Raw genomic sequence first — 25,973 nt, forward strand, 5'->3', positions numbered from 1 at the left:
AGCACTTAGGGATAAATCGGGTGCTATACAAGCCCCTTATGTCATGGTAATCCTGTTAACACTCGTCTAAAAAAAGCATAAGCAACCGTCGGGAAGGAATATGAAACCATCTCTCAGGCGCTCAACCGCAGCGCTGCTGGCATCGTCATTGTTATTAACCATCGGTCGGGGGGCAACGCTGCCGTTCATGACCATTTATCTCACGCGCGTGTTTAATATGAGCGTCGAGAATATTGGTTATGCCCTGACGATTGCGCTGACCGTTGGCGTGGTGTTCAGCCTGGGATTTGGCATTCTGGCCGATAAGTTTGATAAAAAACGCTATATGCTGATCGCGATCGTGGCTTTTATCGCCGGTTTTGTCGCGATCCCGCTGGTGGATAATGTCACCCTGGTAGTGCTGTTCTTTTCCCTGATCAACTGCGCCTATTCCGTCTTTTCGACGGTGCTGAAAGCCTGGTTCTCGGACGTGCTGACCTCCAGCCAGAAAGCGCGCGTCTTCTCGCTCAACTACAGCTTCCTGAACATTGGCTGGACGATAGGGCCGCCGATTGGCACCCTGCTGGTGATGTACAGCCTGCAGCTGCCGTTCTGGCTGGCGGCCTTCTGCGCCGCGCTGCCGCTCGGGTTTATTCATTTCTTCGTGCAAAAAAGCGTCGCGCTGGATACCGCCGAGGAGAAGATGCCCTGGCAGCCGTCGGTGCTGCTGAAAGATCGCGCCCTGTTCTGGTTCACCCTCTCCGGCCTGCTCGCGTCTTACGTGGGTGGATCGTTCGCCAGCTGCATTTCGCAATACGTACTGGCCGCCAATGCCGACAGCGATTTTGCCCAGAAGGTAGTCGCCGTGGTGCTGCCCGTTAACGCCGCCGTGGTGGTGACGCTGCAGTACGCGCTGGGGCGGAAGATCTCCGCCAGCAATATTCGGCCTTTAATGACCGCCGCAACGCTGTTTTTTATCCTGGGGCTGGGAGGCTTTATGCTCTCCGGGGAGAACCTGATTTACTGGGGCATCGCCGCCGCCATCTTTACGCTGGGTGAGATTATCTACGCACCGGGTGAATACATGCTGATCGACAACATCGCCCCGCCGGGGATGAAGGCGAGCTATTTTTCCGCGCAGGCGCTGGGCTGGCTCGGCGCGGCGGCAAACCCGATGATCACCGGCATTATCCTGACCAACCTGCCGCACTGGTCGCTGTTTGCAATCATGATGGTTGCCATCGTCGTTGCCTGGCTGATGATTTTGCGGGGAATGAGCGTGAAGGCGTGGAACGAATCCCCCAAAGCGGCGTAAAAAATAGTGGCCGGGTAAGGCGAAGCCGCCCCCCGGCAATAACGCATCAGTGGTGCAGCATCTCCTCGACCACCTGCTCTTTGTACATCTCGTTTGGATAATAGGTCGGCCAGCTGTCCATCTCTTTCAGCAGCGCCTCGTGGGAGGTATTGCCCATAAAAATATGGAAGTGCGATGAGGCTTTCGGTCCGATGATATGGTCGCTGAACTGCACGAACTTCGGCGCCTTGCTGTCGGCATCCTTACACTCAAACAGATAGCGAACGCCTTTTTTACCCGATGCGTAGGTCAGAATTTTGTAGCCACTGTAGTCATACTGACAGCTGCTGACCGCCTTGCCTCTGTGGAATTCCATTACGTTATTTTCAATGCCGATGGCATCCACGTCCGTGGCATATCCCTTGCGGTAGTACGCTTTCACCTCGTCAAAGGTTTTGCTTTTATCCTTCTGCGCTTTCTGTTTGAAGACCGGATCCAGCGAACCGTCCAGCAGGAACGGATACACCGACTGCCAGGTGCCGTCCCAGTCGGACAGCGCTCTGTCCTTTACGTCTTTATCCTCAAACACCCCGTTTGCCGCCTTCTGTTCCGCTTCGGTCATCTGATGGCCGTGCGAGTGAGCAAACAGCTGGCCACTGACCAGCAGCGCCCCCAGAGTCATGGCAAATTTTCCAATATGTGCAGCCAAAGTAACGCCCTCATTCCGTTTTATAAGAATGAGGATGTTATAATATAACATTTCAGATCGCAACCAGCCCGCGAACGCCCTCCTGCTCCATATTTTCGCCCCTCCCGCGCTGAATGATAGTGCCGCGGGACATCAGGAGATAGCTGTCGGCCAGCTCGGCGGCAAAGTCGTAAAACTGCTCGACGAGCAGGATTGCCATATCGCCTCTGTTTGCCAGGGTGCGGATCACCTGGCCAATCTCTTTGATGACGGAAGGCTGTATGCCTTCCGTCGGTTCGTCCAGAATCAGCAGCTGCGGACGGCTCGCCAGCGCGCGACCAATCGCCAGCTGCTGCTGCTGCCCGCCGGAGAGATCGCCCCCGCGGCGGTGCTTCATCTCTTTGAGAACCGGAAACAGCTGCCAGATCTCGTCAGGAACCTGCTTTGCCTCGCGGGCGGAAAAACGCGAAAGCCCAAGCAAAAGGTTCTCTTCCACGGTCAGGCGCGGGAAAATCTCGCGCCCCTGCGGGACATACGCCACGCCGGACTGCACCCGCTGGTGCGGCCTGCTGTGGGTGATCGTTTTACCCTGCCAGATGACCTCCCCGGTTTTCGCCGGGATCAGCCCCATCAGGCATTTCAGCAGCGTGGTTTTCCCGACGCCGTTGCGTCCCAGCAGACAGGTGACTTCACCGGGAGCGGCTTCGAAGCTCACGCCGCGCAGGATATGGCTGCCGCCGTAGTACTGATTCAGTTCGTTAACCTGTAACATCATCGCTCCTTAGCGGCCCAGATAGACCTCAATCACCTGCTCGTTGGCCTGCACCTCGCGAAGCGAGCCTTCCGCCAGCACGCGCCCCTGATGCAGCACCGTGACGTGGTCGGCAATCGTTTCAACAAAGCCCATGTCGTGCTCCACCACCATCAGCGAATGCTTGCCCGCCAGGGTTTTGAACAGCTCGGCGGTGTATTCCGTTTCCGCATCGGTCATCCCGGCGGCGGGTTCATCCAGCAGCAGCAGGTGCGGGTCCTGCACCAGCAGCATGCCGATCTCCAGGAACTGTTTCTGCCCGTGCGAAAGCAGCCCGGCGCGACGGTCCCGCTCGCTGCCAAGGCGCAGAAGAACCAGCATCTCGTCAATGCGGTCCCGCTGATCGCCGTTGAGTTTTGCCCGCAGGCTCGCCCAGACGGATTTATCGGTTTTCATGGCGATCTCAAGGTTCTCCCACACCGTCAGCGCTTCAAAGACCGTGGGTTTCTGGAATTTTCGGCCAATCCCCTGGCGAGCAATGGCCGCAGGCTCCAGCCCGGTCAGGTCGATGGACTGGTCGTAAATCGCTCTCCCGCTTTTGGGTCGGGTTTTGCCGGTGATGACGTCCATCAGCGTGGTTTTACCCGCCCCGTTGGGGCCAATCACGCAGCGCAACTCGCCCACGCCGATATTCAGGGAGAGATCGGTCAGCGCCTGGAAGCCGTCGAAACTGACGTTAATAGCCTCAAGCTGAAGCACCGGGTCAGTCTGGTCCCGGTAGCGATCACCGGGCAACTGGCGGGTAAATAACTCTTCCGTTGGCTGCATTATTTCTCTCCCTTACGCAACAGACCGTAGACGCCGCGCGGCAGGAACAGCGTGACGGCGATAAAAATCAGCCCCAGAAACAGCTGCCAGTACTCCGGCATGGCAACGGTAAAGAAGCTTTTCGCCCCGTTCACCAGCGCCGCGCCAATCACCGGCCCCACCAGGGTGCCGCGCCCGCCCAGCGCCACCCAGATGGCGGCTTCTATCGAGTTGGTCGGCGACATTTCACCGGGGTTAATGATGCCCACCTGCGGAACGTACAGCGCCCCCGCCAGGCCGCACAGCACGGCGGAGAGCGTCCACACCAGCAGCTTGAACCCGCGCGGATCGTACCCGCAGAACGTCAGGCGGTTTTCCGCGTCGCGCACGGCGGTCAGGATGCGGCCAAACTTGCTCTTCGCCAGCGCAAATCCGGTGCCCAACGCCAGAAGCAGCAACAGCACCGTCGCCAGGAACAGCGCGATGCGGGTTGCCGTTTCCGTCACCGAAAACCCAAGCAGCGTGGTAAAACCGGTAAAGCCGTTATTGCCGCCAAAGCCGGTTTCGTTGCGAAAGAACAGCAGCATGCCCGCGTAGGTCAGCGCCTGGGTCATAATCGAGAAGTAAACCCCTTTGATCTTCGAGCGGAAGGCAAACCAGCCAAACACCAGCGCCAGCAAACCCGGCACCATCACGATCAGCACCAGCGCCCAGGCAAAGTGCTGGGTGCCCCACCAGAACCACGGCAGCTCGCTCCAGGAGAGAAACGACATAAACGCGGGCAGGCCGTCGCCTGACGCCTGGCGCATCAGGTACATGCCCATCGCATAGCCGCCCAGGGCGAAGAAGATGCCGTGTCCAAGAGAGAGCATGCCGGCGTAGCCCCACACCAGATCCAGCGCCACCGCAACGATGGCATAGCAGAGGATCTTGCCGATGAGCGTCAGCATCCAGGTCGACAGCGCCAGCGGATGCGTGGCGGGCAGCAAGGCGAAAAACGGTAATATCAGCAGACACGCCACCAGCAGGCTGCCTGCAATCTGTGTCGTGCGCGGCGCTTTACGCGCCAGCGTTAAGGTCAGCGGCTGGCTCATCAGTCAATCACCCTCCCTTTCAGCGCAAACAGCCCCTGAGGACGCTTCTGGATAAACAGGACGATCGCCACCAGAATCACGATCTTGCCCAGCACCGCACCCATCTGCGGCTCAAGGATTTTATTGAAAATGCCCAGCCCGAACGCGGCGGCCACGCTGCCTGCCAGCTGGCCTACGCCACCGAGAACGACTACGAGGAACGAGTCGATGATGTACCCCTGACCAAGCTCCGGCCCGACGTTACCAAGCTGGGATAACGCCACGCCGCCTAACCCGGCGATCCCTGAGCCAAGCCCAAACGCCAGCATATCGACGCGCCCGGTCGGTACCCCGCAGCAGGCGGCCATGCTGCGGTTTTGCGTCACCGCGCGCACGTTCAGACCAAGACGGGTTTTATTCAGAATCAGCCAGGTGAAGAACAGCACCAGCAGCACGAAGCCCAGCACCACAATGCGGTTCCACGGCAGGGTCAGGTTGGCAAAAACCTGCACCCCGCCGGAAAGCCATGCCGGGTTTGCCACCTCCAGGTTCTGGGCACCAAAGGTCATGCGCACCAGCTGGATGAGCATCAGGCTGATCCCCCAAGTCGCCAGCAGGGTTTCCAGCGGACGACCGTACAGGTGACGGATCACGGTGCGCTCCAGCACCATTCCAATGCCCGCAGTCAGGCAGAATGCCACCGGCAAGGCGATAACGGGATAGAGCGCCAGCCACTGAGGCGCGAGCCCGGCCATTGCCTGCTGCACCATCCACGTGGCGTACGCCCCCAGCATCAGCATCTCGCCGTGCGCCATATTGATGACGCCCAGCAGACCGTAGGTGATCGCGAGCCCAAGCGCGGCCAGCAGCAGCACCGACCCCAGAGAAAGCCCCATAAATGCCTGGCCCAGCAGATCGCCCCACATCAGGCGATGCGTAATCTGGCTAAGGCTCTCTTCTGCGGCCGCGCGCACGCCGGCGTCCGGCTCGGTCTGCGCCTGGGTAAACGGCGTGAGTCTGGACTGTACGTCCGGATCGTCTGACTGGCCAAGCAGTTCGACGGCCCTGCGGCGCACCTCCGGCTGCGGGCTCGCCAGCTGGAGGTTTGCCACCGCCAGCAGCAGCGCCTGACGCGCCACAGCGTCCGCTTCATCCCCGGCGCGCTTTTCCAGAAAAGCGAGCATGTCGGGCTGAGCATCACGCTGGAGCTGACGGGCTGCCGCCCGCCTTTCGGTGACACTGTAACTTACAAGCTGATGCGTGGCAATGGCCGTTGCAGCCAGCACGCGCAGCCGGTTTGTCAGGCGTACAGCTTTGGTTTGCCCTACTGCCGCACGGGCCTCACCGAGCGAAACCATTTCGCCATTACGCTTCGCAAAGGCGTGCTTTTGGCTGTCGGTATACAGGTTTTCCTTTTGCAGGGACTGAAGCAGCGGAAGCCTGGCGGCATCCGGCGCAGCGGCCCACTGCGTGAGGAGCTCCGCCTGCTGGCCGCGGCTGGCGGCAACAAAACGATCGGCATCCGATGCCTGCGCCATCCCTGGCAGCAGTCCGGAAAGCCATACAAGAGCGATGAACATGCGCATGGCGTTCATGACGTTTCTCCCTGAGGCAATGGCCTAGTTGCTGGCGGTTTTCATCGGCTGGTCGGGCTTTTTGTCATTCCCGGCGATGAACGGACTCCACGGCTGGGCGCGTACCGGCTGTTCCGTCTGCCAGACCACGTTGAACTGGCCGTTGCCTTCAATTTCACCGATCATGACCGGCTTATGCAGATGATGGTTGGTGGCATCCATGGTGAGCGTAAAGCCAGACGGCGCCTTAAATGACTGACCGGCCATCGCCGCGCGCACTTTATCCACGTCGGTGGTGCCCGCTTTTTCCACCGCCTGTGCCCACATATGGATCCCCACGTAAGTCGCTTCCATCGGGTCGTTGGTCACCACGGTATCGGCATTCGGCAGCTTGTGCGCCTTCGCATAGGCTTTGTAATCCGCGACGAACGCCTGGTTGGTTGGATTATCCACGGACTCAAAGTAGTTCCACGCCGCCAGGTTACCCACCAGCGGTTTGGTGTCGATTCCGCGTAGCTCTTCTTCGCCGACGGAGAACGCCACCACCGGCACGTCGGTGGCCTTCAGCCCCTGGTTAGCCAGCTCTTTGTAGAACGGCACGTTGGAGTCGCCGTTGATGGTCGACACCACGGCGGTTTTGCCGCCGGCGGAGAATTTCTTGATGCTGGCGACGATGGTCTGGTAGTCGCTGTGACCAAACGGGGTGTAAACCTCTTCGATGTCCTTATCCTCCACCCCTTTCGAATGCAGGAACGCGCGCAGAATCTTGTTGGTGGTGCGCGGGTAAACGTAGTCGGTACCCAGCAGGAAGAAGCGCTTCGCCCCGCCGCCGTCCTCGCTCATCAGGTATTCCACCGCCGGGATGGCCTGCTGGTTCGGCGCCGCGCCGGTATAGAAGACGTTTGGCGACATCTCTTCGCCTTCATACTGCACCGGATAGAACAGCAGGCCGTTCAGCTCCTCAAACACCGGCAGCACGGATTTGCGCGAAACCGACGTCCAGCAGCCGAACACCACCGCCACTTTATCCTGGCTCAGCAGCTGGCGTGCCTTCTCGGCAAACAGCGGCCAGTTTGAGGCTGGATCCACCACCACAGGCTCCAGTTTCTTACCCAGCACGCCGCCTTTGGCGTTGATCTCGTCGATGGTCATCAGGGCGACGTCCTTTAGCGGGGTTTCGGAGATGGCCATCGTGCCGGACAAAGAGTGCATGATCCCCACTTTGATGGTGTCGGCCGCCTGCACGCCAAAACTCATTCCCATCGCCACGACGGACGCGGATAACGCAAAGGCTTTTAATAAGGTACGACGCTGCATATTTTCACTCCTGAAAAAGAACGCTGTGCGAAAACGTCCGTTACGTCATGGACGCGGAAAAAAGGTGTCAGCGAAGCAGGAGCAAAAAGGATGCCAGAATGGAGGAAGCGCTATTGCAGGAGACAGACGGCAGGATGTAAAGAGAACGACTCAGAATGGCACAGCGCTGCACTTTTATAATGCAGCGCTGAGGAAGCGCTTTTACCAGACTTCGCTGGCGATCTGCGTCACCAGACGGACCTTATCCCACTGCTGGGACTCGCTCAGGCTGTTGCCCTCTTCGGTGGAGGCAAAACCGCACTGCGGGCTGAGGCAGATTTGCTCTTTCGCCACGTATTTCGCCGCCTCTTCCAGACGGGCCTTCACGCCTTCCGGGTTCTCCAGCTCACCGTTTTTCGTGGTGATCAGGCCCAGCACCACCTGCTGCTTGCCCGGGCGAACGAAGCGCAGCGGCGCGAAATCCCCGCTGCGGTCGTTATCGTATTCCAGGAAGAATGCGTCAACGTTGACCGTCCCGAACAGCACTTCCGCCACCGGCTCGTAGCCGCCTTCGGAAATCCAGGTTGAACGGAAGTTACCGCGGCAGACGTGCAGCCCGATGGTCAGATCCTCCGGCTTGCCTTCCAGGGCCTTGTTCAGTACGCGGGCATAGATTTGCGCCAGCTCATCGGCATCGTCGCCGCGCTCGCGGATCTGACGGCGCTGGTCGTCCGAGCAGAGGTAGGCCCAGACGGTGTCGTCCAGCTGCAGATAACGGCAGCCCGCGTCGTAGAATGCGCGGATGGCGTCGCGCCAGGTGGTTGCCAGATCGTCGAAATAGTCGTTCAGATCCGGATACACCGTCGCGTCGATGTCTTTGCGCCCGCCGCGGAAATGGAGCACGCTTGGGCTGGGAATGGTCATCTTCGGCTGGGCATTGCCGCTGATGCTTTTCAGATAGCGGAAGTCTTCCAGCATCGGGTGGTCGCCAAAGCCCAGCTTGCCGGTCACGCGCACGCCGTGGGCTTTGGTTTGTACTCCGTTGAACTGAATCCCCTGCTGGGAATCGTAGCGCTCAACGCCCTGAAGACCGTCGAAGAAATCGAAGTGCCACCAGGCACGGCGAAATTCACCGTCGGTCACCACATGCAGGCCGCACGCGCACTGCTGCTCGACGACGTGGCGAATAGCCTCGTCCTCCACCGCGCGAAGCTGTCCGGCATCAATCTCGCCGCTGGCGAACTTCAGGCGAGCCTGCTTGATGGCATCCGGGCGTAAAAAGCTGCCGACTACGTCGGCGCGGTATGGGGCGTGCTGTCGTTGCATGGAAATCTCCTCAGTCTGCCGGTATTAATTGCCCGCAGTGATAATTCATTATTTGAATCTTTAGACTTCTGGATGTCTAAATGTCCAAAAAAAGATGTCATACCTGACCGTTTCCGGCAAACGAGAAAATTTCACGGGTGTTGAAAAAAATTCATCTTCACAGCGCGTCAGCGTGCGCCTGGCTGGCAAAGGCGTAGCGTTCATCTTCCCAGCCGGTGATGCCGCCGAGCATGATTTTGACCGGCAGCCCGAGACGCGCCAGCTTCAGCGCCGCCCTGTCCGCGCCGTTACAGTGTGGCCCCGCACAGTAGACGACAAACAGTGTCCCTTCCGGCCATTGAGACATCCGCTCAGCGGTCATCTGGCTCCACGGCATATGCAGTGCGCCCGGCACATGGCGGCGGGCAAACTGCTCCGGGCTCCCCACCACGTGCAGCAGCACGAAGTCCTGCTCATTATTGGCGATGGCGTGATGCACGTCGGCGCAGTCGGTTTCGACGCTCAGGCGACGCAGAAAATGGGTAACGGCTTCCTGCGGCTCGGCAGCCGGAAATTCAGTAACATAGCTCATGATCCTTCCTCATCTTTGGCGTTTGTGTTAACACTACTCTATCCACAAATTCAGCCCGTGAATGCGCTCGCTTATGCCAGAAAACAGCAAAAAGATGACAAACTTAAGACAGGTTACCCGCCCGCAGGTGGTGGTGCTGGCGTATGACGGGCTATGTACCTTTGAGTTTGGCGTGGCGGTTGAGATTTTTGGCCTGCCGCGTCCGGAGCTGGGCGACGACTGGTATCGTTTTGCGGTGGCGAGCGTGGATAGCGGCGAACTGCGGGCGACCGGCGGGATCCGCATCGTTACCGATGGGGACTTGAGCCTGCTTGCGTCGGCGGACCTGATCGTGGTTCCCGGCTGGCGGGGGCTGGACTCACCGGTTCCTCCGGCGCTCTGCGAGGCGCTGCGCCAGGCCAGCGCGCGCGGATGTCAGCTGCTGTCCATCTGCTCGGGCGTGTTCGTGCTGGCCGCTACGGGGCTGCTGAACGGACGTAAAGCCACGACGCACTGGCGCTACATTGACGCGCTTAAGGTCCGCTACCCTGACATCGAGGTGGTTGAGGATGTGCTCTACCAGGACGAGGGCGATATCCTGACCTCCGCGGGCAGCGCGGCGGGGATCGATCTCTGCCTTCATGTTGTACGAAGGGATTATGGGCTGGAAACCGCCAACAGCGTGGCGCGTCGGCTGGTGATCCCCCCTCACCGGGATGGTTCACAGCCGCAGCAGCTGAGCCGCCCGGTGGCGCAGCTGCGTGAGAGCCAGCGCCTGGGCCAGCTATTTGATTTTCTGCACACGCACCTTGTCGAGCCGCACAGCGTCGACTCGCTGGCGCGTCGGGTCGGCATGAGCCAGCGCACCTTTCTTCGTCGCTTCGAGGCGGCAACGGGCACGACGCCCGCACGCTGGCTGCTTAATGAACGCCTGCTGAGAGCAAAAGATTATCTGGAGAGCAGCCGTTTAAGCATCGACAGCATCGCGGAACAGACCGGGTTTGGTCAGGCGTCGACGCTGCGTCATCATTTTCGTCAGCAGTTTGCGCTTTCCCCGGCTCAGTATCGCAAACAATTTTCACGTTCTGATACTGCCCGCTAGCGGCAAAAGCGCAAAAAAAACCGCCATTATCTGGCGGTAAATGCTTGCATGGATAGATTTGTATTTTGGTCTCTACGTCCCCGACGCTCCATGGTCGGGCAGCGGATCTCATACAAACTAACACTGGCTGTCTCAACGAAAGCTAAACAGCCTGATTAACTCGCGCTGGTGTTGATTTGTAAATAGCGCATCAGGCCCTGCTCAGCGCTCTGCCTGGCATCATCGTTAAGGGCCTCGAGATAAAACGATCGCGATACGCCATAGGGAGCCTTTTCAGAGGGATATACCGCAAACTGGAATGTTTTTCCCCGTGCCGGATGGGTGCAGTCTAATTCCCAGCGCTGTTCATTTACTCTTTTACTAGTGCAGGCTACGCGTCCATAGTCGCTGGTTAAATAGGAACCAACGCGAATTTCAGCGGACTGAATATATTCTGGTTCGTCATTACCTGCATAACGAATCGCTGCAACGGCACCTACCGCAACAGCCAGAAGCGAAAACGCTATTATTTTTTTCATTTATGAATGACCCATTCCTTAGCCAGAGATTCACTATTATATAGGATTTATCCTTAAAGCGAACATCCAACTATGGACCAGAAATAGGAGGTTTACAAAAACGCACATATATTTTAAGAAAAATCCTAATCGGTATTATGAACCCACGTTATTTGACATTTTCTTTGCGCTATTTTGAAATTTTGAATAATAACCCTAAACAATAATTGGCATGATTTCCCCGCGCTGTTCTTATTCGGTGAATTTATGTTCAAAAAAGGGCTATCTTTTATCATGCTTATTTGTGCCCTCTTTTCCGGCCAGCTGATGGCCGGGCACAAAGGCCATGAATATGTTTGGGTAAAGAATGTGGAGCATCAGCTGCGGCATGAGGCCGACAGTGACGAGTTACGCAGTGTAGCGGAAGAGTCAGCGGAGGGTTTGCGCGAACACCACCTGTGGCAGAAATCGCGCAAACCGGACACGCACGTAAGGTAATTAACTGCCCTTGCGTTTCGGAAGGGTTTTCATCAGATCGTCCGGGCTCACGGACGCAACGATGCTGCCCGGCGGTGGCATTTTGAAAATGTGGTTTTTCATTTTGCCGATAACATGCATTTCACAAGGACGGCAGTCAAACTTCAGGGTCAGAACTTCGTCACCGTTGACCAGCTGCATGGGGGTGGCCTTCCAGCTTTTAATATTCCCTTTCGCCTGTTTCGGGCACAGGTTAAAAGCAAAGCGCAGGCAGTGCTTGGTGATCATCACCGGCACATCGCCCTTCTCTTCGTGCGCTTCATAGGCCGCGTCGATAAGCTGCACGCCGTGGCGATGATAAAATTCACGCGCTTTATGGTTGTAAACGTTGGCCAGGAACGATAAATGGGTGTCCGGATACACAGGCGCAGGAACGGATTCGGCCTTACGGCTGCCGCGCGGATACTGCGCCAGGCGTGCGGCATCCAGCATCTCTGCCGTTTCGCGGCGGAACTGATTCAGCAGGCTGTTCGGCACGAACAGCGCGTCCGGCAGATTAACCTCGATGGCGCGCGCGTAGTAAATCGTCTGGCCCAGCTTCGCTACGCCGTCCTTCAGGCTGTTAAGCGCTTTCTCCGCGTTGTTTGCCACCTCGAACAGGCCATCAAGCGTATGCGTTACGCTGATGCCGTCTTCGCAGGTCATGGTCAGGATCAGCTGCTCTTCCCAGCCGCCCAGCTCAATGTCCACCGCGATGCGACGCTCGCTGGAGGTTTTCAGCAACGCCTGCTGCCAGTTATGATCCAGGTTACGGTTGAGCGGCGCGTTCGGCCTTGCCTTGTAGAGATCGGCAGGCATTTCATTCGGCCAGACGCGGTAGCGGTTCTCGCCGGTTTTTTCGACCGTGTTGGCGCGGAAGCCCACCACTTCACGCTTAATCATCACGTTCAGGCCGTCGCCGTTCGCCAGCGGCTCGGTCACTTCAACGTCCAGGTGATCTTTCGCCACTTTCAGCACTTCACCGACCGGTAAACCGATAAATTTCGGTGAGTCAAACGCGCCAATATCCCCTTTGCGGGCGTTCACGAAATAGTCCGTGCTGCCGCGGTGGAAGGTTTTGTCCGTTGACGGAATAAAGAAATGTTCGGTACGACCGGCCGAGGCGCGCGCCAGGTCACCGCGATCTTCGATGATGGCGTCCAGCATCTGGCGATAGTGCGCGGTGATGTTCTTCACGTAACTCATATCTTTGTAGCGCCCTTCAATCTTAAAGGAACGCACGCCCGCGTCGATCAGCGCGCCCAGGTTGGCGGTCTGATCGTTATCCTTCATGGAAAGCAGGTGTTTTTCGAACGCCACCACGCGACCCTGGTCGTCTTTCAGGGTATACGGCAGACGGCAGGCCTGCGAGCAGTCGCCGCGGTTGGCGCTGCGGCCCGTCTGGGCGTGGGAAATGTTGCACTGGCCGGAATAGGCCACGCACAGCGCGCCGTGGATAAAGAATTCGATCGTCGCGTCCGTCGCCTGATGAATATCGCGGATCTGATTGAGGTTCAGCTCGCGGGCCAGAACGATCTGCGAAAAGCCCACGTCGGAGAGAAACTTCGCCTTCTCAACCGTGCGGATATCGCACTGGGTGCTGGCATGCAGTTCGATAGGCGGAATATCCAGCTCAAGCACGCCCATATCCTGAACAATCAGGGCATCGACGCCGGTCTGGTAGAGATCGGTAATCAGACGCTGCGCGGGCTCCAGCTCATCATCATGAAGAATGGTGTTCAGGGTCACGAACACTTTCGCCCCGAAACGGTGGGCGAACGGCACCAGATCGGCAATATCGCGCAGGCTGTTGCTGGCGTTATGGCGGGCACCGAAGCCAGGGCCGCCGATATAGACGGCGTCAGCGCCATGAAGGATCGCTTCACGGGCAATGGCGGCGTCGCGGGCCGGGCTTAAAAGTTCAAGATGATGGGATTGCAGGCGCATACTTCGTCGTTATCCGTTATGGTCAAAATGGCGGCTATTGTAGTCAGAAGTATGCGCCAGCGAAACAGTTTTGCGTAGCCTCAGCGGGGATAATGGATCAGAGAGTGAAAATGCACCGGCCTGTCGCTGCTGTTGCGGTAGGCGTGCGGTTTATCGCCGGCAAAACGGACGCCAGAATCGGCATGCACCGTCTGCCACTCGTCGTTGATGTTCATTTCCAGCTCGCCGCTGATGACCACCACATGTTCAATCACGCCAGCCTCATGCGGCGTGGACTCGCTCAGGGCACCCGGTGCCAGCGTAATGGAGAAATGATCGAACCGGAGCGTCTCATCCCAGGGAAAGAGCGGTTTGACCACCATCGCCTGCTGCTGGGAATCAAACACAGCCGGCCTGTCCGCCTCGGGCGTAATGAAAGCGGAAAACGGGACGTTCAGCCCGGTGGCAATTTTCCACAGCGTCGACACCGTCGGGCTGGACTCATTGCGCTCGATTTGCCCGAGCATCGCTTTCGACACGCCCGTTTCGTCCGCCAGCTTCGATAAACTCCAGCCGCGCGCCTGGCGCAGCGTTTTCAGCGTTGCTGCAAGATGTTGTGTAATGTCCATGCTCCCTCCTGATGGCCCTGAGCATACCACTTGTACGCTATAGCGCACAGTGTTACCTTATCGCGGACGTTATAACGCACAGCGGAGTTTCTATGCGCCCTACCTCTCATCTCGTTCCAGTCGTACTGGCTGGATTTGTCGCCGTTCTGGTCGGTTACGCCAGTTCGGCAGCTATCATCTGGCAGGCCGCCGCGGCGGCAGGCGCCAGCGCGCAGCAGATTGCGGGCTGGATGACCGCGCTGGGGGTTGGGATGGGCGTCAGCACGCTGGCGCTCTCCTGGTGGTATAAAGCTCCGGTGCTGACCGCCTGGTCTACGCCCGGCGCGGCGCTACTCGCCACCAGCCTGCACGGCGTGACACTGGCCGAGACAATCGGCGTGTTTATCTTCGCCAACGCGCTCATTTTACTCTGCGGCATGACCGGGCTTTTCGCCCGCCTGATGAAGCTGATCCCACACTCACTGGCTGCGGCCATGCTGGCAGGCGTACTCCTGCAGTTTGGGCTGCATGCGTTTGCCCATCTGGACGGGCACTTTCTGCTGTGCGGCAGCATGATTGCCGCGTGGCTGCTGGCGAAAGCGCTGGCACCGCGCTATGCAATCGTCGTTACGCTGCTGGTGGGCGGGATCGTGGCGTGGGCGGGAGGTGACGTTGTCACGGATAAAATCACCATTTCCTTCGTGACACCTGAGTTTATTGCGCCCACGTTCACCTTCACCAGCCTGGTGAGCATCGGCTTGCCCTTCTTCCTGGTGACCATGGCCTCGCAAAATGCGCCCGGTTTCGCGACCATGAAAGCGTCCGGCTATCCGCTGGCGGTCTCACCGCTCATTATTTTTACGGGCGGGCTGGCGCTGCTGCTGTCCCCCTTCGGCGTCTTTTCCATCTGCATAGCCGCCATTACCGCCGCTATCTGTCAAAGCCCGGATGCCCATCCCGATGCCGGTAAACGCTGGCTGGCGGCTATCGCCGCGGGCGGGTTTTATCTGCTGGCGGGAGTGTTCGGCGGATCCATCACCGGGATAATGGCTGCGCTGCCGCTCAGCTGGATCCAGACGCTGGCCGGTCTGGCGCTGCTGGGTACCATCAGCGGGAGTTTATATCAGGCGCTGAATCATGAAGCGGAGCGCGACGCGGCTATCGTCACGTTTCTGATGACCGCAAGCGGCGTCACGATCCTGGGCATCGGCTCGGCATTCTGGGGGCTGGTGCTGGGCGGCGTAAGCTATGCCCTGTTTTCACGCGCTCGCCGCGCGCAGCTGTGACGGCGTGATGCCCATGACGCTGCGAAAACGGTTACTGAAGTGGCTGGCGGAGTTAAACCCGCAGGCCAGCGCGATATCCGTCAGCGGCGTCGAGGTATGCTGCACCAGGTTTTTCGCTTTTTCCATGCGCCGTTGCATAACGTACTGATGCGGCGCCAGCCCCGTCGACTGGCGGAACATGCGGGCAAAATGGTATTCGCTGAGTGCGGCCTGCGCCGCCAGATCGGCCAGCGTCAGGGGCTGTCCGAGGTTTTCTTCAATAAAAGCCAGCACGTTGCGCAGAACAAACGGCGATAGCCCGCCGGTAACGACCGGGAGCTTCCACTGAACGTTGGCGTAGTTTTGCAGCAGGTGGGTCAACAGCAGCGTAGAGGCCGTGCTCAGGGTGAGCTGGTTGGCCTGCTGCTGCCAGTCGCAGCCGAGCAGAAACTGGCGGTACAGCGCGGTGATTTTCGGGTCGCTGCCAAAAATGCGCTCGTCCAGAGTCAGCGACAGGGGCCGCTTGTCCCAGATTTTTTCGCCCACATCGCGCAGGTGTTCATCGGTGCAGTAGAGATGGACAAACGACAGGTCATCGCGGATGTCCCACGTCGATTCGCTCTCTTTCGGCATCAGACAGAAACGGTCCGGTCCCCCGCCGTTCTTCCAGCCGCCCGGCGTCTTTTGATAGCTCTCGTAACCGTCGGCGACGTACAGACTAAGGGTATGATGATTGCTTTTAACCGTTATCGTATCGTGCTTGTTGTACCACGCCGCCAGCTGAATGCCGGAATTGAGCGCGACCGTTTCCCGCAGGACCGCATTCTGCTGGCGAAGCGTTTCAAAGGTATCGTAAGCGTAAGACATAACCGTTAGCGCGTTATTAAGTGAACTGTCAGTCTAAGAACTGTTGTCTTCCGTTGCCAGCCCCCGGAAAAGAAAAAAGCGCAAGATTTTGCAAGTCTACCGCAAGCCGGTGAAAGCCCCAGAGCGATGACAGCGCCATACTGCGGGCTTCCGTGGTTTGAGAAGAGAAAAAATATGAACGCGTTATTATACGGACTGGTGGTGATCATCTGGGGAACCACCTGGATTGCCATTTTCCTGCAGCAGGGTCCCGTACCCGCCCCCGTCTCTATTTTCTGGCGTTTCGCGGTGGCCAGCGCCACGATGATGGTGGTGTTACTTGCCCTGCGCCGGTTGCGTAAGCTGGCGCTGCGGGATCATCTGTTCTGCATGCTTCAGGGATGCTGCATCTTCTGCTTTAACTTCTGGTGTTTTTATACCGCGGCGGCACATATCAACACCGGGCTGGAATCGGTGATCTTCTCCATGGCGGTGCTCTACAACGCCATTAACTGTTTTATTTTCTTTGGACAGCGCCCGCCCGCGCGTTTCTGGACGGCGGCGGCGCTGGGTCTTGTAGGGATCGTGACCCTTTTCTGGGACGACCTGCTGGCCAGCGGCTGGAGCGTATCGCTCCTGACGGGCATTGGCCTTTCCGCCCTCGGCACGTACGGCTTCTCGCTGGGCAATATGATCAGCATGCGCCATCAGCGCAGAGGTCTGGAAACCATGACCACCAACGCCTGGGCTATGCTTTACGGCACGCTGGTGATGGGGGGTATTGCGCTCTTCAGAGGCGACAGTTTTACCCCGGAATGGACGGTCACCTATATGGGCGCGCTGCTCTATCTGGCCCTCTTCGGCTCGGTGATTGCCTTTGGTGCCTACTTCACGCTGGTGGGACGTATCGGCCCCGGGAAAGCGGCCTACAGTACGCTGCTCTTCCCGCTGGTGGCGCTCTCTATCTCAACGGTGTATGAAGGCTACGTCTGGCACATTAACGGTATCGTCGGTTTGCTGCTGATTCTTGGCGGGAATATGGTGATGTTCACGAAACCAGAGACCTGGTTCAGGCGCCTGCGTACGGCGTAAAAAAAACGGCCTGCGCAATGCAGGCCGCTTAACGTTATTTCGCTGTTTTATGCACGTCAAACATGGTGGCGTCCGTCGCCATGTCGTCAACAACCTGCTTCAGCGTCGCAAAGGTCATCGGCGTACTTTCGTTATTCAGCTCTTTGCCTTCACCTTTACGAACCACCTTCATCACCGGTTTATTGGTGGCCGCGTCGATCAGCTCACCTTCAAAGTAGAGATGGGTATCCATGGTGCGATGGCCGGTAGCCATCTGCGTACCTGCTACCACCAGCGCGACCGGCACCACTTCATAGAACTGCAGGCCTTCTTTCTGCGAACTCACCCCGGTGATAGCACCGCGGAAAATCAGGCTGTGTTTACCCGGCGTGGTCACAATCGGCTTACGGGTACCAATAGCCGTTTTCATTTTGTTATTGGTGTAATTCAGCAGCTCATCAAGGGTTTGTTTCCCGATCTGAGTCGTCGGTTTTGGCGTTGGATAATAGGTGATTGGCGTCCAGATAATGCTGTCATAGTTGGCTTCGTTATAGGAAGGGTCAACCCAACGCAGCGTTGGTTTACCCGTTGCAGACGTCGTCTGCTGCAAGCCGGAATAATCTTTTAAAAAGCCTGAATATTGTTCTGGAGCCGCGACTTTTGAAGAACAGCCCGCCACTGCCAATAAACCCGTAAGCACTGCAACTTTAAAAAAAGTTTGAGTACGCATGATAGTTTTCCATGTAATCTGCAAGTATGCATTTGAAGTTATAGCAAAAGTTCGGCGGGTTTGTTGTGACAAAAAATGACGTGGGGAGCACAAATTGCGAAAAGAATGCCCGGCAGCGTACCGGGCAGAGAAAATTACTGATTAATATCCACCTGCCAGAACAAATGTTTACCAAACGGATCGATTTCGTAACCTGTCACCTCTTTGCGCACCGGTTCGAAGATCGTTGAATGCGCAATCATAACCGCCGGCATCTGGTCATGCATGATCTGCTGCGCCTCTTTATACAGCGCCACGCGCTTGTCGCGATCGGTAGTTGATTTTGCTTCCGCGATAATTTTATCAAACGGCTTATAGCACCACTTCGCCGAATTCGAACCGCCGTTGGCCGAGGTGCAGGTAAACAGCGGGCCAAAGAAGTTATCCGGGTCGCCCGTTGCGGTCGTCCAGCCCATCAGGGCAGCCTGATGTTCACCGTCCTTCACGCGCTTGAGATATTCGCCCCATTCGTAGGTGACAATTTTGGTCTGCATCCCCACCTTCGCCCAGTCAGCCTGAATCATCTCCGCCATCCGTCTGGCGTTCGGGTTATAGGGCCGCTGGACGGGCATCGCCCACAGGTCAATACTCATGCCGCCAGCTAAACCGGCCTCTTTCAGCAACGCTTTCGCTTTTTCAGGATCGTAATCGTAATCCTTCAGCTCGCTGTCAGCGCTCCAGACGCCCGGCGGCAGCAGGTTTTTCGCCGCGGTGCCGGTGCCGTGGAACACCGCGTCGATAATGGCCGGCTTATTGATCGCCATCGCCAGCGCCTGGCGAACCTTCACGTTATCCAGCGGCGGTTTTTGGGTATTAAACGCCAGGAAACCCGTGTTCAGCCCGGCCTTGCTCATCAGCGTAATATCATTATTAGCCTTCATACGCGGCAGATCCGCCGGGTTCGGGAACGGCATCACCTGGCATTCGTTTTTCTCAATTTTGGCAAAACGCACGGAAGGATCCGGGGTGATGGTAAAGACAAGCCTGTCCAGCTTTGATTTCCCCTGCCAGTAGTCGGCAAACGCCGTGAACAGAATGCGGGAATCCTTCTGATACTGCGCCAGCTTAAACGGCCCGGTGCCAATGGGCTGCATATCCACCTTCTCCGGCGTGCCCGCTTTCAACATTGCATCGGCATACTCCGCTGAGAGGATCGAGGCAAAATACCATGCCAGATCCGCAACAAACGGCGCTTCAGGGTGCGCCAGGGTAAAGCGCACCGTATGGTCATCGACTTTATCAATAGCGGTAATCAGGCTGCCAAACTCCAGGCTTTCGAAGTTGGAATAGCTGCCGTTTGAGACGTTGTGATAGGGATGGTTCACGTCCTTCTGGCGCATAAACGAGAAGATCACGTCATCTGCGTTGAAATCGCGGGTCGGCGTGAAGAATTTATTGCTCTGAAACTTCACCCCTTTACGCAGATGGAAGGTATAAACCTTGCCGTCGTCGCTCACCTCCCAGCGCTCTGCCAGGCTCGGCACCAGCTCCGTGGTGCCGGGTTTGAAATCGACCAGCCGGTTGTAAACCGGCACTGCGCTGGCATCCACGCTGGTGCCCGAGGTGTATAACTGGGGATTAAAGTTTTCCGGTGACCCTTCGGAGCAATACACCAGCGTTTTCGCGGCTACGGTGGAACTGACCGTGAGCGCAGCGAGTGCCAGCGTTAACGTTGTGCGTTTGCTTGTCATCATTTATTCCTGTCTTTTTAATTCGACGGCTAATTAATTCTTTTGCCATTTCATAAATAACATTAAAGTGAAGTGGCAAACACCCGAAAAATAAATAAGGAAGAAAACACTATGGGCTCGCCGCTTTCCAGACAATTAACGCACCGTTTTTTCCGCTATCTTGCGATTACCAGCCAGAGCGATCCGAAAGTAAAAACTCTGCCCTCGACGCCGGGCCAGCACGACATGGCGCGAGAGCTGGCGCAGGAGCTGGCGCAGCTGGGTTTAGACGACATCGTGATTGACGAATTCGCGACCGTGACGGCAGTGAAAAAGGGCAACGTGCCCGGCGCACCGCGCATCGGCTTTATTACCCACATTGATACGGTAGACGTCGGTTTATCACCGAATATTCATCCACAAATATTAACGTTTAATGGTGAAGATCTCTGTCTGAATAAGGAAAAAGACATCTGGCTGCGCGTGAACGAACACCCGGAAATTTTGGCTTATCCGAATGAGGAGATTATTTTCAGCGACGGTACCAGCGTATTGGGCGCAGACAATAAAGCGGCGGTGACGGTGGTAATGACCGTACTGGAAAACCTCACCGCTGCGCATCAGCATGGCGACATTGTGGTCGCGTTTGTGCCCGACGAAGAGATTGGCCTGAACGGCGCCAAGGCGTTGGATCTGAAACGCTTCGACGTGGACTTTGCCTGGACCATCGACTGCTGTGAGCTGGGAGAAATTGTTTACGAGAATTTTAACGCGGCAGCGGCAGAGATCCACTTCACCGGCGTGACGGCGCACCCGATGTCCGCCAAAGGGGTACTGGTGAACCCGTTATTGATGGCGACCGACTTCATCAGCCATTTCGACCGCCAGCAAACCCCGGAGTGCACCGAGGGCCGCGAGGGCTATATCTGGTTTAACGGCATTCAGGCCGGACAGAACGACGCCGTGCTAAAGGCTAATATTCGCGATTTTGATAAAACTAGCTTTGACGCCCGCAAGCAGCAGATTGCGGACGTCGCCGCGCTGATTGCCGCCCAACACCCGACGGCGAAGGTCGACTATCGCATTGAAGATACCTACAGCAACATCAGCAATGCGATTGGTGAAGACCGGCGCGCCATCGACCTGATGTTTGAGGCGATGGAATCGCTAGGCATCACCCCAAAACCGATCCCTATGCGCGGCGGCACGGACGGTGCGGCGCTGTCGGCAAAAGGGCTACTCACCCCGAACTTCTTCACCGGCGCGCATAATTTCCACTCGAAGTTTGAGTTCCTGCCGCTGTCGTCGTTCGAGGCATCTTACAAGACTGCCCTGCAGATCTGCCTGCTGGCCGCCCGTTAAGCGGGCTTGCGCGCCAGCATGGTGGCAAAGCGCAGCTTGATGCGGTTGCCGTTTTCATCGGTGCGGTGCAGTTCGCCAACCTCTTCGTTGTATTTGAGCAGCTCCCAGCCTTCGTAGTAGCTGCTCAGCTCACCGCTTTTGAACGCAAACGGGAAGCCGACGGTGCACGGGTAATCCGCCGTGTCCATCGCGGCAACGATCAGGTTGTAGCCGCCGGGTTTGGTGCAGCGCTGCATGTTGGCGATAAGGCCCGGAATGGTTTTCGCCTCCAGGAACATCAGCACCACGGTGGAAAGAATAAAGTCGTACTCGCCGTCAAAGCTCAGGCTGTTAAGATCTTTGACGGCAGTGTGCAGATTCTCAATCCCTTCTGCCGCCTTGATGCGCTCAATGTTATCAACGCTCATCGGTTTTTTATCCCAGGCGGTCACCTCGTGGCCGTTGGCCGCCAGGTAAAGGCTGTTGCGGCCATTTCCGCAGCCCAGATCCAATGTCTTGCCGGGCTTTACGAACCCCGCGCTGTACAGCACCTCTGAATGCGTACGGGTTAAGCCATATTTCTCTGTGAAGTAATTTTCATCGACAGCCATTATTTTTCCTCAGATTGCATAAGCAGTGCCTTATCAGTGCGCACCAGAAGTTTGCCCTGAATCAGCAGAATAAACGTACGGACCAACAGCATCCCAATGATGAGATTGGTAAAGATAAACAGCGGCACGGCAATGGCGTGGAAGAATCCAGACGAACTGCCGTGACCCAGATGCAGCCCGGTGGTAGCCAGAGCCGACACGCCAAACGAGAAACTCCAGAAGGAGGCGTTAAACGGCTGAGACACATACCACGGCAGCAGGCGCAGCATAAAGAGCAACTGCAACAGGCCGTAGCCGAACAGCATTTTGGCGAAGGTGTCGGCTTCCCCACCGTTGACGCTAAACCAGGCGCTGCACGCCACCAGCGCGGGCGCCAGCTGAATGCCTAAAGCGGTGCGCTGCGCGGTGGGAAGCTCCCCGGCGCTGCGAAGACGCTGGAGGATCACCGGCTCCAGGCTGAGCCAGGAAAAGACGCCCGCGCCGAGAAAAACGAGCCCTGCATCGTTGAACCCCAGAGCACCGCACGCCATCGCGCTGATGAAATTATTCGCCACCGTCGGCAGATACAATCCGGGCGTGGTAGCCTCCTGCGGGTGCCTGCCTCGCCAGAGCCCGGCGCTTTGCCAGGCGGAATAAGCAAGCTGTAACACCACACCCACGCCGAACAGCGCCAGCGATACCGGGCGGAACCAGGGCACAAAACCGATGGCGACCAGCATGGTGGTGGCCGGAAAAAGGCTGACGAAGCTGCTCATTACCGGGTGGCGCATCTCTGCCAGCACGCTGTGCGGGAAACGGATCGCACGGGTAATAAACGCCGTCGTCAGTAAAAACCAGCAGGCAACTGCGAGAGCGACCAGAATCTCACCCGGCCAGCGCGTCACCGGCCACAGGGTGCTGGCGTATCGCCAGGCGAAACCCATGCCGATGATGCCCAGCACCATGCCAAAATAGCCTGCGGGAAGGTTAAGCGCCTGTTCAGGTTTGTTTAATTTATCCATTAATTTGAATTTTTAAAATGTATTTTAAATGCCATTTTAAGGGGTTTCAGCAACGGATGCCAGCACAACGGAAAGCCAAAAGTTTGCTACGTTTAGTGAAGACGCATATCAGGGACCCCACGATGAATAAGTATCGGCTCAGCGATGAAACCCGGCTCTGGCAATGGAAAAATGGCGAAACATCCCACTCAACGACGCTGCGGCAGATTATCGCTACGGTGGACTTTAACGATGTGAAGGCCGGCACGAAAGGCGGCTGGATTGACGATGAGCGCGCCCTTGCGCAGGACGGAGACTGCTGGATCTACGATGAAAACAGCGTGGTATTCGCTGGCGCAACCGTGTCCGGCAACGCGCGCCTGACCCTGCCGTGCACCGTCAGCCATGACGCGCATATCGGCGATAACTGCTGGCTTGACGCCGCAGAGGTCAGCCTCGGGGCGCGAATAAGTGACAACGTCACTATTCAGCACTCCTGCGTGCGGGGTGAGTGCCATCTCTACGGCGATGCGCGCGTGCTGCACAACAGCGTCATCATTGCCGCTAAAGGCCTCACGCCGGACCACGACCAGATCCTGCAAATCTACGGCAAGGCGACGGTAAGCCGATCGCGCATTGTGCATCAGGCACAAATATACGGCGAGGCGATGGTGAATAACGCGTTTGTTGAGCACCGCGCCGAAGTGTTCGACTGCGCGATCCTCGAAGGTAACGAACTCAACAACGTCTGGGTGTGCGACTGCGCCAAAGTGTACGGCAACGCCCGCGTGATAGCCGGTTTCGACGATGACGCCATCCCTACCGTGCGCTACAGCTCTCAGATTGCTGAGAACGCCGTGGTGGAAGGAAACTGCATCATCAAGCATCACGTCCTGATCGGCGGTCAGGCATGGCTGCGCGGCGGGCCGATCATGCTGGATGATAAAGTGGTGATTCAGGGACGCGCGCGGATCAGCGGCGACGTGCTGATTGAGCATCGGGTAGAAATCACCGACGATGCGGTGATAGAGGCCTTTGCTGGTGAGAGCATTCACCTGCGCGGTGAAAAGGTGATCAACGGCGACCAGCGCATCACCCGCACGCCGCTGCTGAGGGCGCTATAGGGTATAAATTTTGCCGTAGATGTTCACATCGTCATAGGCGCCATTGAGGTATTCCGCTTCCCGCAGGCACCCTTCCAGCGTAAAACCGTTGCGCAGGGCCACGCTGTTGCTGTGCTGATTCGCCACCCGACACTTGATCACAAATCGGCGGATCTCACCGCGCTCAGCGTAGTAGCGCATAAACGCCTGCAGCGACTGCGAGAGGATCCCCTGCCCCTGATGTGCTTCATCCAGCCAGTAGCCGATGTACGCGGCTTTATTGGCAGGCTCAATCGCATTAAACGACAGTACGCCGACCAGCGCATCCTCCCTGAAGATCAAAAACATTTTGGCGTAGCCGCGCTGGTGCAGCATCTGGTTACTCTGCACGTTGCGTCGGGTGTCATCTTCAGTCCCCACGTGCTGCGCCCAGTCAAAGGCGGTTTGCAGAAAGGCTCTGTTTTTGACGACGAGGTTATGCAGTTCGGCGGTGTAGCGCTCTTCGACGGCGCGAAGCTCGAGAGCGTCAGATACGGGAATAGTTTCGGATTGTGTTGCGGTCATTGCCCCTCACCCTAACCCTCTCCCACAGGGAGAGGGAATCGATCGTTAACGCATTACCCGGTCATCAACGTAATGACGTTTATCCGGCGCTGGCGGGAAATACTGATACAGCCAGGTTTCGCTGATGGCATCGCCCTGGCAGCGCAGGAACAGGCGCATATCCACCGGCTCCGTCGAATCCGACGTTGGGTACCAGTCAAACAGAATGCGATACCCGTCAAACGGCTCAACGTAAAGGATCTCAACCTGCTTCGCTTCACCGCTGGAGAGCGTAATCACCGGCTCGATGCCCTTCGGCGCAGCGGCTTTCAGGTCGCCGCCAACGAAATCAATCGCAAAGCGACGGGCCCACACTTTCGGATAGTGTTCGCCCGGCGCCCAGCCCTCCGGGAATCCGCCCATGCCGGTGCGGGTCGCGTAAACGTTGGCCAGCGGAGAACGCACCGGCGGCTGCGCGCTCCAGTAGAGACGATATTTAAAGTCCAGCTCGTCGCCCGCTTTCACTGGTTTTTCCGGCTGCCAGAAGCAGACCACGTTATCCAGCGTTTCACCGGTGGTTGGGATCTCCATCAGCGCGATAGATCCTTTCCCCCAGTCGTTGCGCGGCTCAACCCACAGGCTCGGGCGCTTGTTATACCAGCCCATCACGTCCTGATAGTGGGAGAAATCGCGATCGAGCTGCAGCAGGCCGAACCCTTTCGGGTTTTTGTCCAGATAGGCATTAAACTGCAGCTTCTGCGGGTTATTGAGCGGACGGCAGATCCACTCCCCGTTGCCGCGCCACATTGCCAGGCGGTCGGAGTCGTGGATTTGCGGGTGAATGGTGTCGCACATGCGGCGTTCGTTGTTGCCACAGCTGAACATGCTGGTCATCGGCGCGATGCCCAGCTGCTTAATGTCCTTACGCGCGTAGAGATGGTTTTCCACCTCCATGATCACCTGGCTCTTCTCGCAGTGGATCACGAATTTATAGGCACCGGTGACGCTCGGGCTGTCCAGCAGCGTATAGACGGTAAAGGTGGTATCGCCAGGCTTGACGGTTTCAAACCAGAAGGAGGTGAAGTCCGGGAACTCTTCCGGGGTGTCGGTAAAGGTATCTACCGCCAGACCGCGCGCGGAAAGCCCGTACTGGTAGGTATCGTCCACCGCGCGGAAATAGCTCGCCCCGAGGAAAGAGACAATATCGCGGCGCGCCAGCTCAGGCGCTTTAAAGGCGCGGAAGCCCGCAAAGCCGAGATCGCTTTGCCCTTCCAGCTGTTTGGTATCGACACCCGTGTCACCGTAGCTGAACAGCTCAGGGCGGAAATGGATCTCGCGCGCCATAGAGGTAGACTGGTCCAGCGAGAACATCCGCACGCGGCGGCGGAACCCCATTCCCATATGGAAGAACTGCACGTCCAGCTGACGCCCTTCAATGTTGTTCCACAGAGACTGTTTTTCATCGTAGCGGATGGCGTTATACGCCTGCGGCGTCATGGTCGCCAGCGTCTCCGGCAGCGGACGCGGCGCGCCACCCCACGGGGTTTTCGCCAGGTCATGCGCCATGGATTGCAGTACGGAGAAGTCAAACCGACGGCTCTGACCGTCAGCGATGTCAGAGTCAGCCGCATATGCCGCTTTGGAAAACAGGGAAGCAAGGCCGGAGGTGCCGCTCAGGGCTGCCACAGCCAGCGAGCCTTTTAGAAAACGTCTGCGATTCATGCCTGGAAAAACGTCCTTATGGTCGTGTGAATGTGTTTCGCGCTCGGCGAAATGACGGCAAGAAA

General features: G+C 57.5%; 25 protein-coding genes. 7 read left to right on the forward strand and 18 right to left on the reverse strand.

Annotation, left to right across the window (positions count from 1 at the left end):
• Positions 1 to 100 precede the first annotated feature (100 nt).
• Positions 101 to 1,294: an efflux MFS transporter YdeE gene (gene ydeE, locus INF77_RS14870; RefSeq protein WP_028013136.1), complete on the forward strand. Its 1,194-nt coding sequence runs from the start codon at positions 101 to 103 to the stop codon at positions 1,292 to 1,294.
• Positions 1,295 to 1,340: 46 nt separating this feature from the next.
• On the opposite strand, the gene zinT is transcribed toward ydeE, so the two are convergent.
• The 8 genes from zinT to INF77_RS14910 form a co-directional block, all read right to left on the reverse strand.
• The gene (gene zinT, locus INF77_RS14875) at positions 1,341 to 1,982 is read right to left on the reverse strand and encodes a metal-binding protein ZinT (RefSeq protein WP_193531865.1); all 642 of its coding nucleotides are present in this window, start codon (positions 1,980 to 1,982) and stop codon (positions 1,341 to 1,343) included.
• 52 nt (positions 1,983 to 2,034) lie between these two features.
• Positions 2,035 to 2,733, reverse strand: a complete 699-nt coding sequence (gene urtE, locus INF77_RS14880) for an urea ABC transporter ATP-binding subunit UrtE (protein ID WP_028013134.1) — start codon at positions 2,731 to 2,733, stop codon at positions 2,035 to 2,037.
• Between the two features lie 9 nt (positions 2,734 to 2,742).
• Entirely contained in the window at positions 2,743 to 3,540 is a 798-nt protein-coding gene (gene urtD / locus INF77_RS14885; protein ID WP_193531864.1) for an urea ABC transporter ATP-binding protein UrtD, read from the reverse strand.
• Positions 3,540 to 4,613 carry an urea ABC transporter permease subunit UrtC gene (urtC, locus tag INF77_RS14890; protein ID WP_047368539.1) on the reverse strand — a complete coding sequence of 358 codons (1,074 nt, stop codon included), beginning with the start codon at positions 4,611 to 4,613 and terminating at the stop codon, positions 3,540 to 3,542. The genes urtD and urtC overlap by 1 nt, the downstream gene beginning before the upstream one ends.
• Positions 4,613 to 6,187, reverse strand: a complete 1,575-nt coding sequence (urtB, locus tag INF77_RS14895) for an urea ABC transporter permease subunit UrtB (RefSeq protein ID WP_193531863.1) — start codon at positions 6,185 to 6,187, stop codon at positions 4,613 to 4,615. The genes urtC and urtB overlap by 1 nt, the downstream gene beginning before the upstream one ends.
• A gap of 24 nt (positions 6,188 to 6,211) precedes the next feature.
• The gene (gene urtA / locus INF77_RS14900; RefSeq protein ID WP_028013130.1) at positions 6,212 to 7,483 is read right to left on the reverse strand and encodes an urea ABC transporter substrate-binding protein; all 1,272 of its coding nucleotides are present in this window, start codon (positions 7,481 to 7,483) and stop codon (positions 6,212 to 6,214) included.
• A gap of 201 nt (positions 7,484 to 7,684) precedes the next feature.
• Positions 7,685 to 8,788 (reverse strand): cobalamin-independent methionine synthase II family protein, encoded by a 1,104-nt coding sequence (locus tag INF77_RS14905; RefSeq protein ID WP_041910011.1) that lies wholly within the window; start codon positions 8,786 to 8,788, stop codon positions 7,685 to 7,687.
• 157 nt (positions 8,789 to 8,945) lie between these two features.
• Positions 8,946 to 9,359 (reverse strand): rhodanese-like domain-containing protein, encoded by a 414-nt coding sequence (locus INF77_RS14910; RefSeq protein WP_047365183.1) that lies wholly within the window; start codon positions 9,357 to 9,359, stop codon positions 8,946 to 8,948.
• A 73-nt stretch (positions 9,360 to 9,432) separates the two neighbouring features.
• On the opposite strand from INF77_RS14910, the gene ftrA reads away from it, so the two are divergent.
• Positions 9,433 to 10,440: a transcriptional regulator FtrA gene (ftrA, locus tag INF77_RS14915; RefSeq protein ID WP_049137850.1), complete on the forward strand. Its 1,008-nt coding sequence runs from the start codon at positions 9,433 to 9,435 to the stop codon at positions 10,438 to 10,440.
• A 155-nt stretch (positions 10,441 to 10,595) separates the two neighbouring features.
• On the opposite strand, the gene INF77_RS14920 is transcribed toward ftrA, so the two are convergent.
• Complete coding sequence (locus INF77_RS14920; protein WP_045260501.1) at positions 10,596 to 10,958, reverse strand: hypothetical protein; 363 nt, start codon at positions 10,956 to 10,958, stop codon at positions 10,596 to 10,598.
• Positions 10,959 to 11,204: 246 nt separating this feature from the next.
• On the opposite strand from INF77_RS14920, the gene INF77_RS14925 reads away from it, so the two are divergent.
• Positions 11,205 to 11,435: a DUF2554 family protein gene (locus INF77_RS14925; RefSeq protein WP_047368536.1), complete on the forward strand. Its 231-nt coding sequence runs from the start codon at positions 11,205 to 11,207 to the stop codon at positions 11,433 to 11,435.
• Here INF77_RS14925 and INF77_RS14930 read toward each other — a convergent pair whose 3' ends face one another.
• Complete coding sequence (locus INF77_RS14930) at positions 11,436 to 13,400, reverse strand: U32 family peptidase (protein ID WP_063942481.1); 1,965 nt, start codon at positions 13,398 to 13,400, stop codon at positions 11,436 to 11,438.
• An 80-nt stretch (positions 13,401 to 13,480) separates the two neighbouring features.
• Complete coding sequence (locus INF77_RS14935; RefSeq protein ID WP_045260498.1) at positions 13,481 to 14,008, reverse strand: helix-turn-helix domain-containing protein; 528 nt, start codon at positions 14,006 to 14,008, stop codon at positions 13,481 to 13,483.
• A 92-nt stretch (positions 14,009 to 14,100) separates the two neighbouring features.
• On the opposite strand from INF77_RS14935, the gene INF77_RS14940 reads away from it, so the two are divergent.
• A complete protein-coding gene (locus INF77_RS14940) occupies positions 14,101 to 15,273 on the forward strand; it encodes a benzoate/H(+) symporter BenE family transporter (protein ID WP_028013122.1) in 1,173 nt (390 codons plus the stop codon).
• Here INF77_RS14940 and INF77_RS14945 read toward each other — a convergent pair.
• Entirely contained in the window at positions 15,247 to 16,119 is an 873-nt protein-coding gene (locus tag INF77_RS14945) for a helix-turn-helix transcriptional regulator (RefSeq protein WP_028013121.1), read from the reverse strand. The genes INF77_RS14940 and INF77_RS14945 overlap by 27 nt on opposite strands.
• A gap of 174 nt (positions 16,120 to 16,293) precedes the next feature.
• Here INF77_RS14945 and INF77_RS14950 point away from each other — a divergent pair, with 174 nt between their 5' ends.
• Entirely contained in the window at positions 16,294 to 17,190 is an 897-nt protein-coding gene (locus INF77_RS14950; protein WP_193531862.1) for a DMT family transporter, read from the forward strand.
• Between the two features lie 34 nt (positions 17,191 to 17,224).
• On the opposite strand, the gene INF77_RS14955 is transcribed toward INF77_RS14950, so the two are convergent.
• Both INF77_RS14955 and INF77_RS14960 read right to left on the reverse strand, forming a co-directional pair.
• Positions 17,225 to 17,899 carry a DUF3313 domain-containing protein gene (locus INF77_RS14955; protein WP_028013119.1) on the reverse strand — a complete coding sequence of 225 codons (675 nt, stop codon included), beginning with the start codon at positions 17,897 to 17,899 and terminating at the stop codon, positions 17,225 to 17,227.
• 134 nt (positions 17,900 to 18,033) lie between these two features.
• The gene (locus INF77_RS14960; RefSeq protein WP_193531921.1) at positions 18,034 to 19,629 is read right to left on the reverse strand and encodes an ABC transporter substrate-binding protein; all 1,596 of its coding nucleotides are present in this window, start codon (positions 19,627 to 19,629) and stop codon (positions 18,034 to 18,036) included.
• A gap of 111 nt (positions 19,630 to 19,740) precedes the next feature.
• Between INF77_RS14960 and pepT the strand changes: the two genes are divergently transcribed.
• Positions 19,741 to 20,970: a peptidase T gene (gene pepT, locus INF77_RS14965; protein ID WP_045260493.1), complete on the forward strand. Its 1,230-nt coding sequence runs from the start codon at positions 19,741 to 19,743 to the stop codon at positions 20,968 to 20,970.
• Here pepT and tehB read toward each other — a convergent pair.
• The gene (gene tehB, locus INF77_RS14970; RefSeq protein WP_193531861.1) at positions 20,967 to 21,560 is read right to left on the reverse strand and encodes a tellurite resistance methyltransferase TehB; all 594 of its coding nucleotides are present in this window, start codon (positions 21,558 to 21,560) and stop codon (positions 20,967 to 20,969) included. The genes pepT and tehB overlap by 4 nt on opposite strands.
• Complete coding sequence (gene tehA, locus INF77_RS14975; protein WP_041910036.1) at positions 21,560 to 22,561, reverse strand: dicarboxylate transporter/tellurite-resistance protein TehA; 1,002 nt, start codon at positions 22,559 to 22,561, stop codon at positions 21,560 to 21,562. The genes tehB and tehA overlap by 1 nt, the downstream gene beginning before the upstream one ends.
• A gap of 122 nt (positions 22,562 to 22,683) precedes the next feature.
• Between tehA and ydcK the strand changes: the two genes are divergently transcribed.
• Complete coding sequence (gene ydcK / locus INF77_RS14980; protein ID WP_193531860.1) at positions 22,684 to 23,664, forward strand: YdcK family protein; 981 nt, start codon at positions 22,684 to 22,686, stop codon at positions 23,662 to 23,664.
• Here the strand turns inward: ydcK and rimL are convergent.
• The gene (gene rimL / locus INF77_RS14985; protein WP_193030598.1) at positions 23,659 to 24,207 is read right to left on the reverse strand and encodes a 50S ribosomal protein L7/L12-serine acetyltransferase; all 549 of its coding nucleotides are present in this window, start codon (positions 24,205 to 24,207) and stop codon (positions 23,659 to 23,661) included. The genes ydcK and rimL overlap by 6 nt on opposite strands.
• Positions 24,208 to 24,252: 45 nt before the next feature.
• Positions 24,253 to 25,908: a glucan biosynthesis protein D gene (locus INF77_RS14990; RefSeq protein ID WP_045260490.1), complete on the reverse strand. Its 1,656-nt coding sequence runs from the start codon at positions 25,906 to 25,908 to the stop codon at positions 24,253 to 24,255.
• Positions 25,909 to 25,973 lie beyond the last annotated feature (65 nt).

It is taken from the genome of Enterobacter cloacae complex sp. P1B (assembly GCF_014982345.1).
Lineage (GTDB): Bacteria > Pseudomonadota > Gammaproteobacteria > Enterobacterales > Enterobacteriaceae > Enterobacter > Enterobacter bugandensis.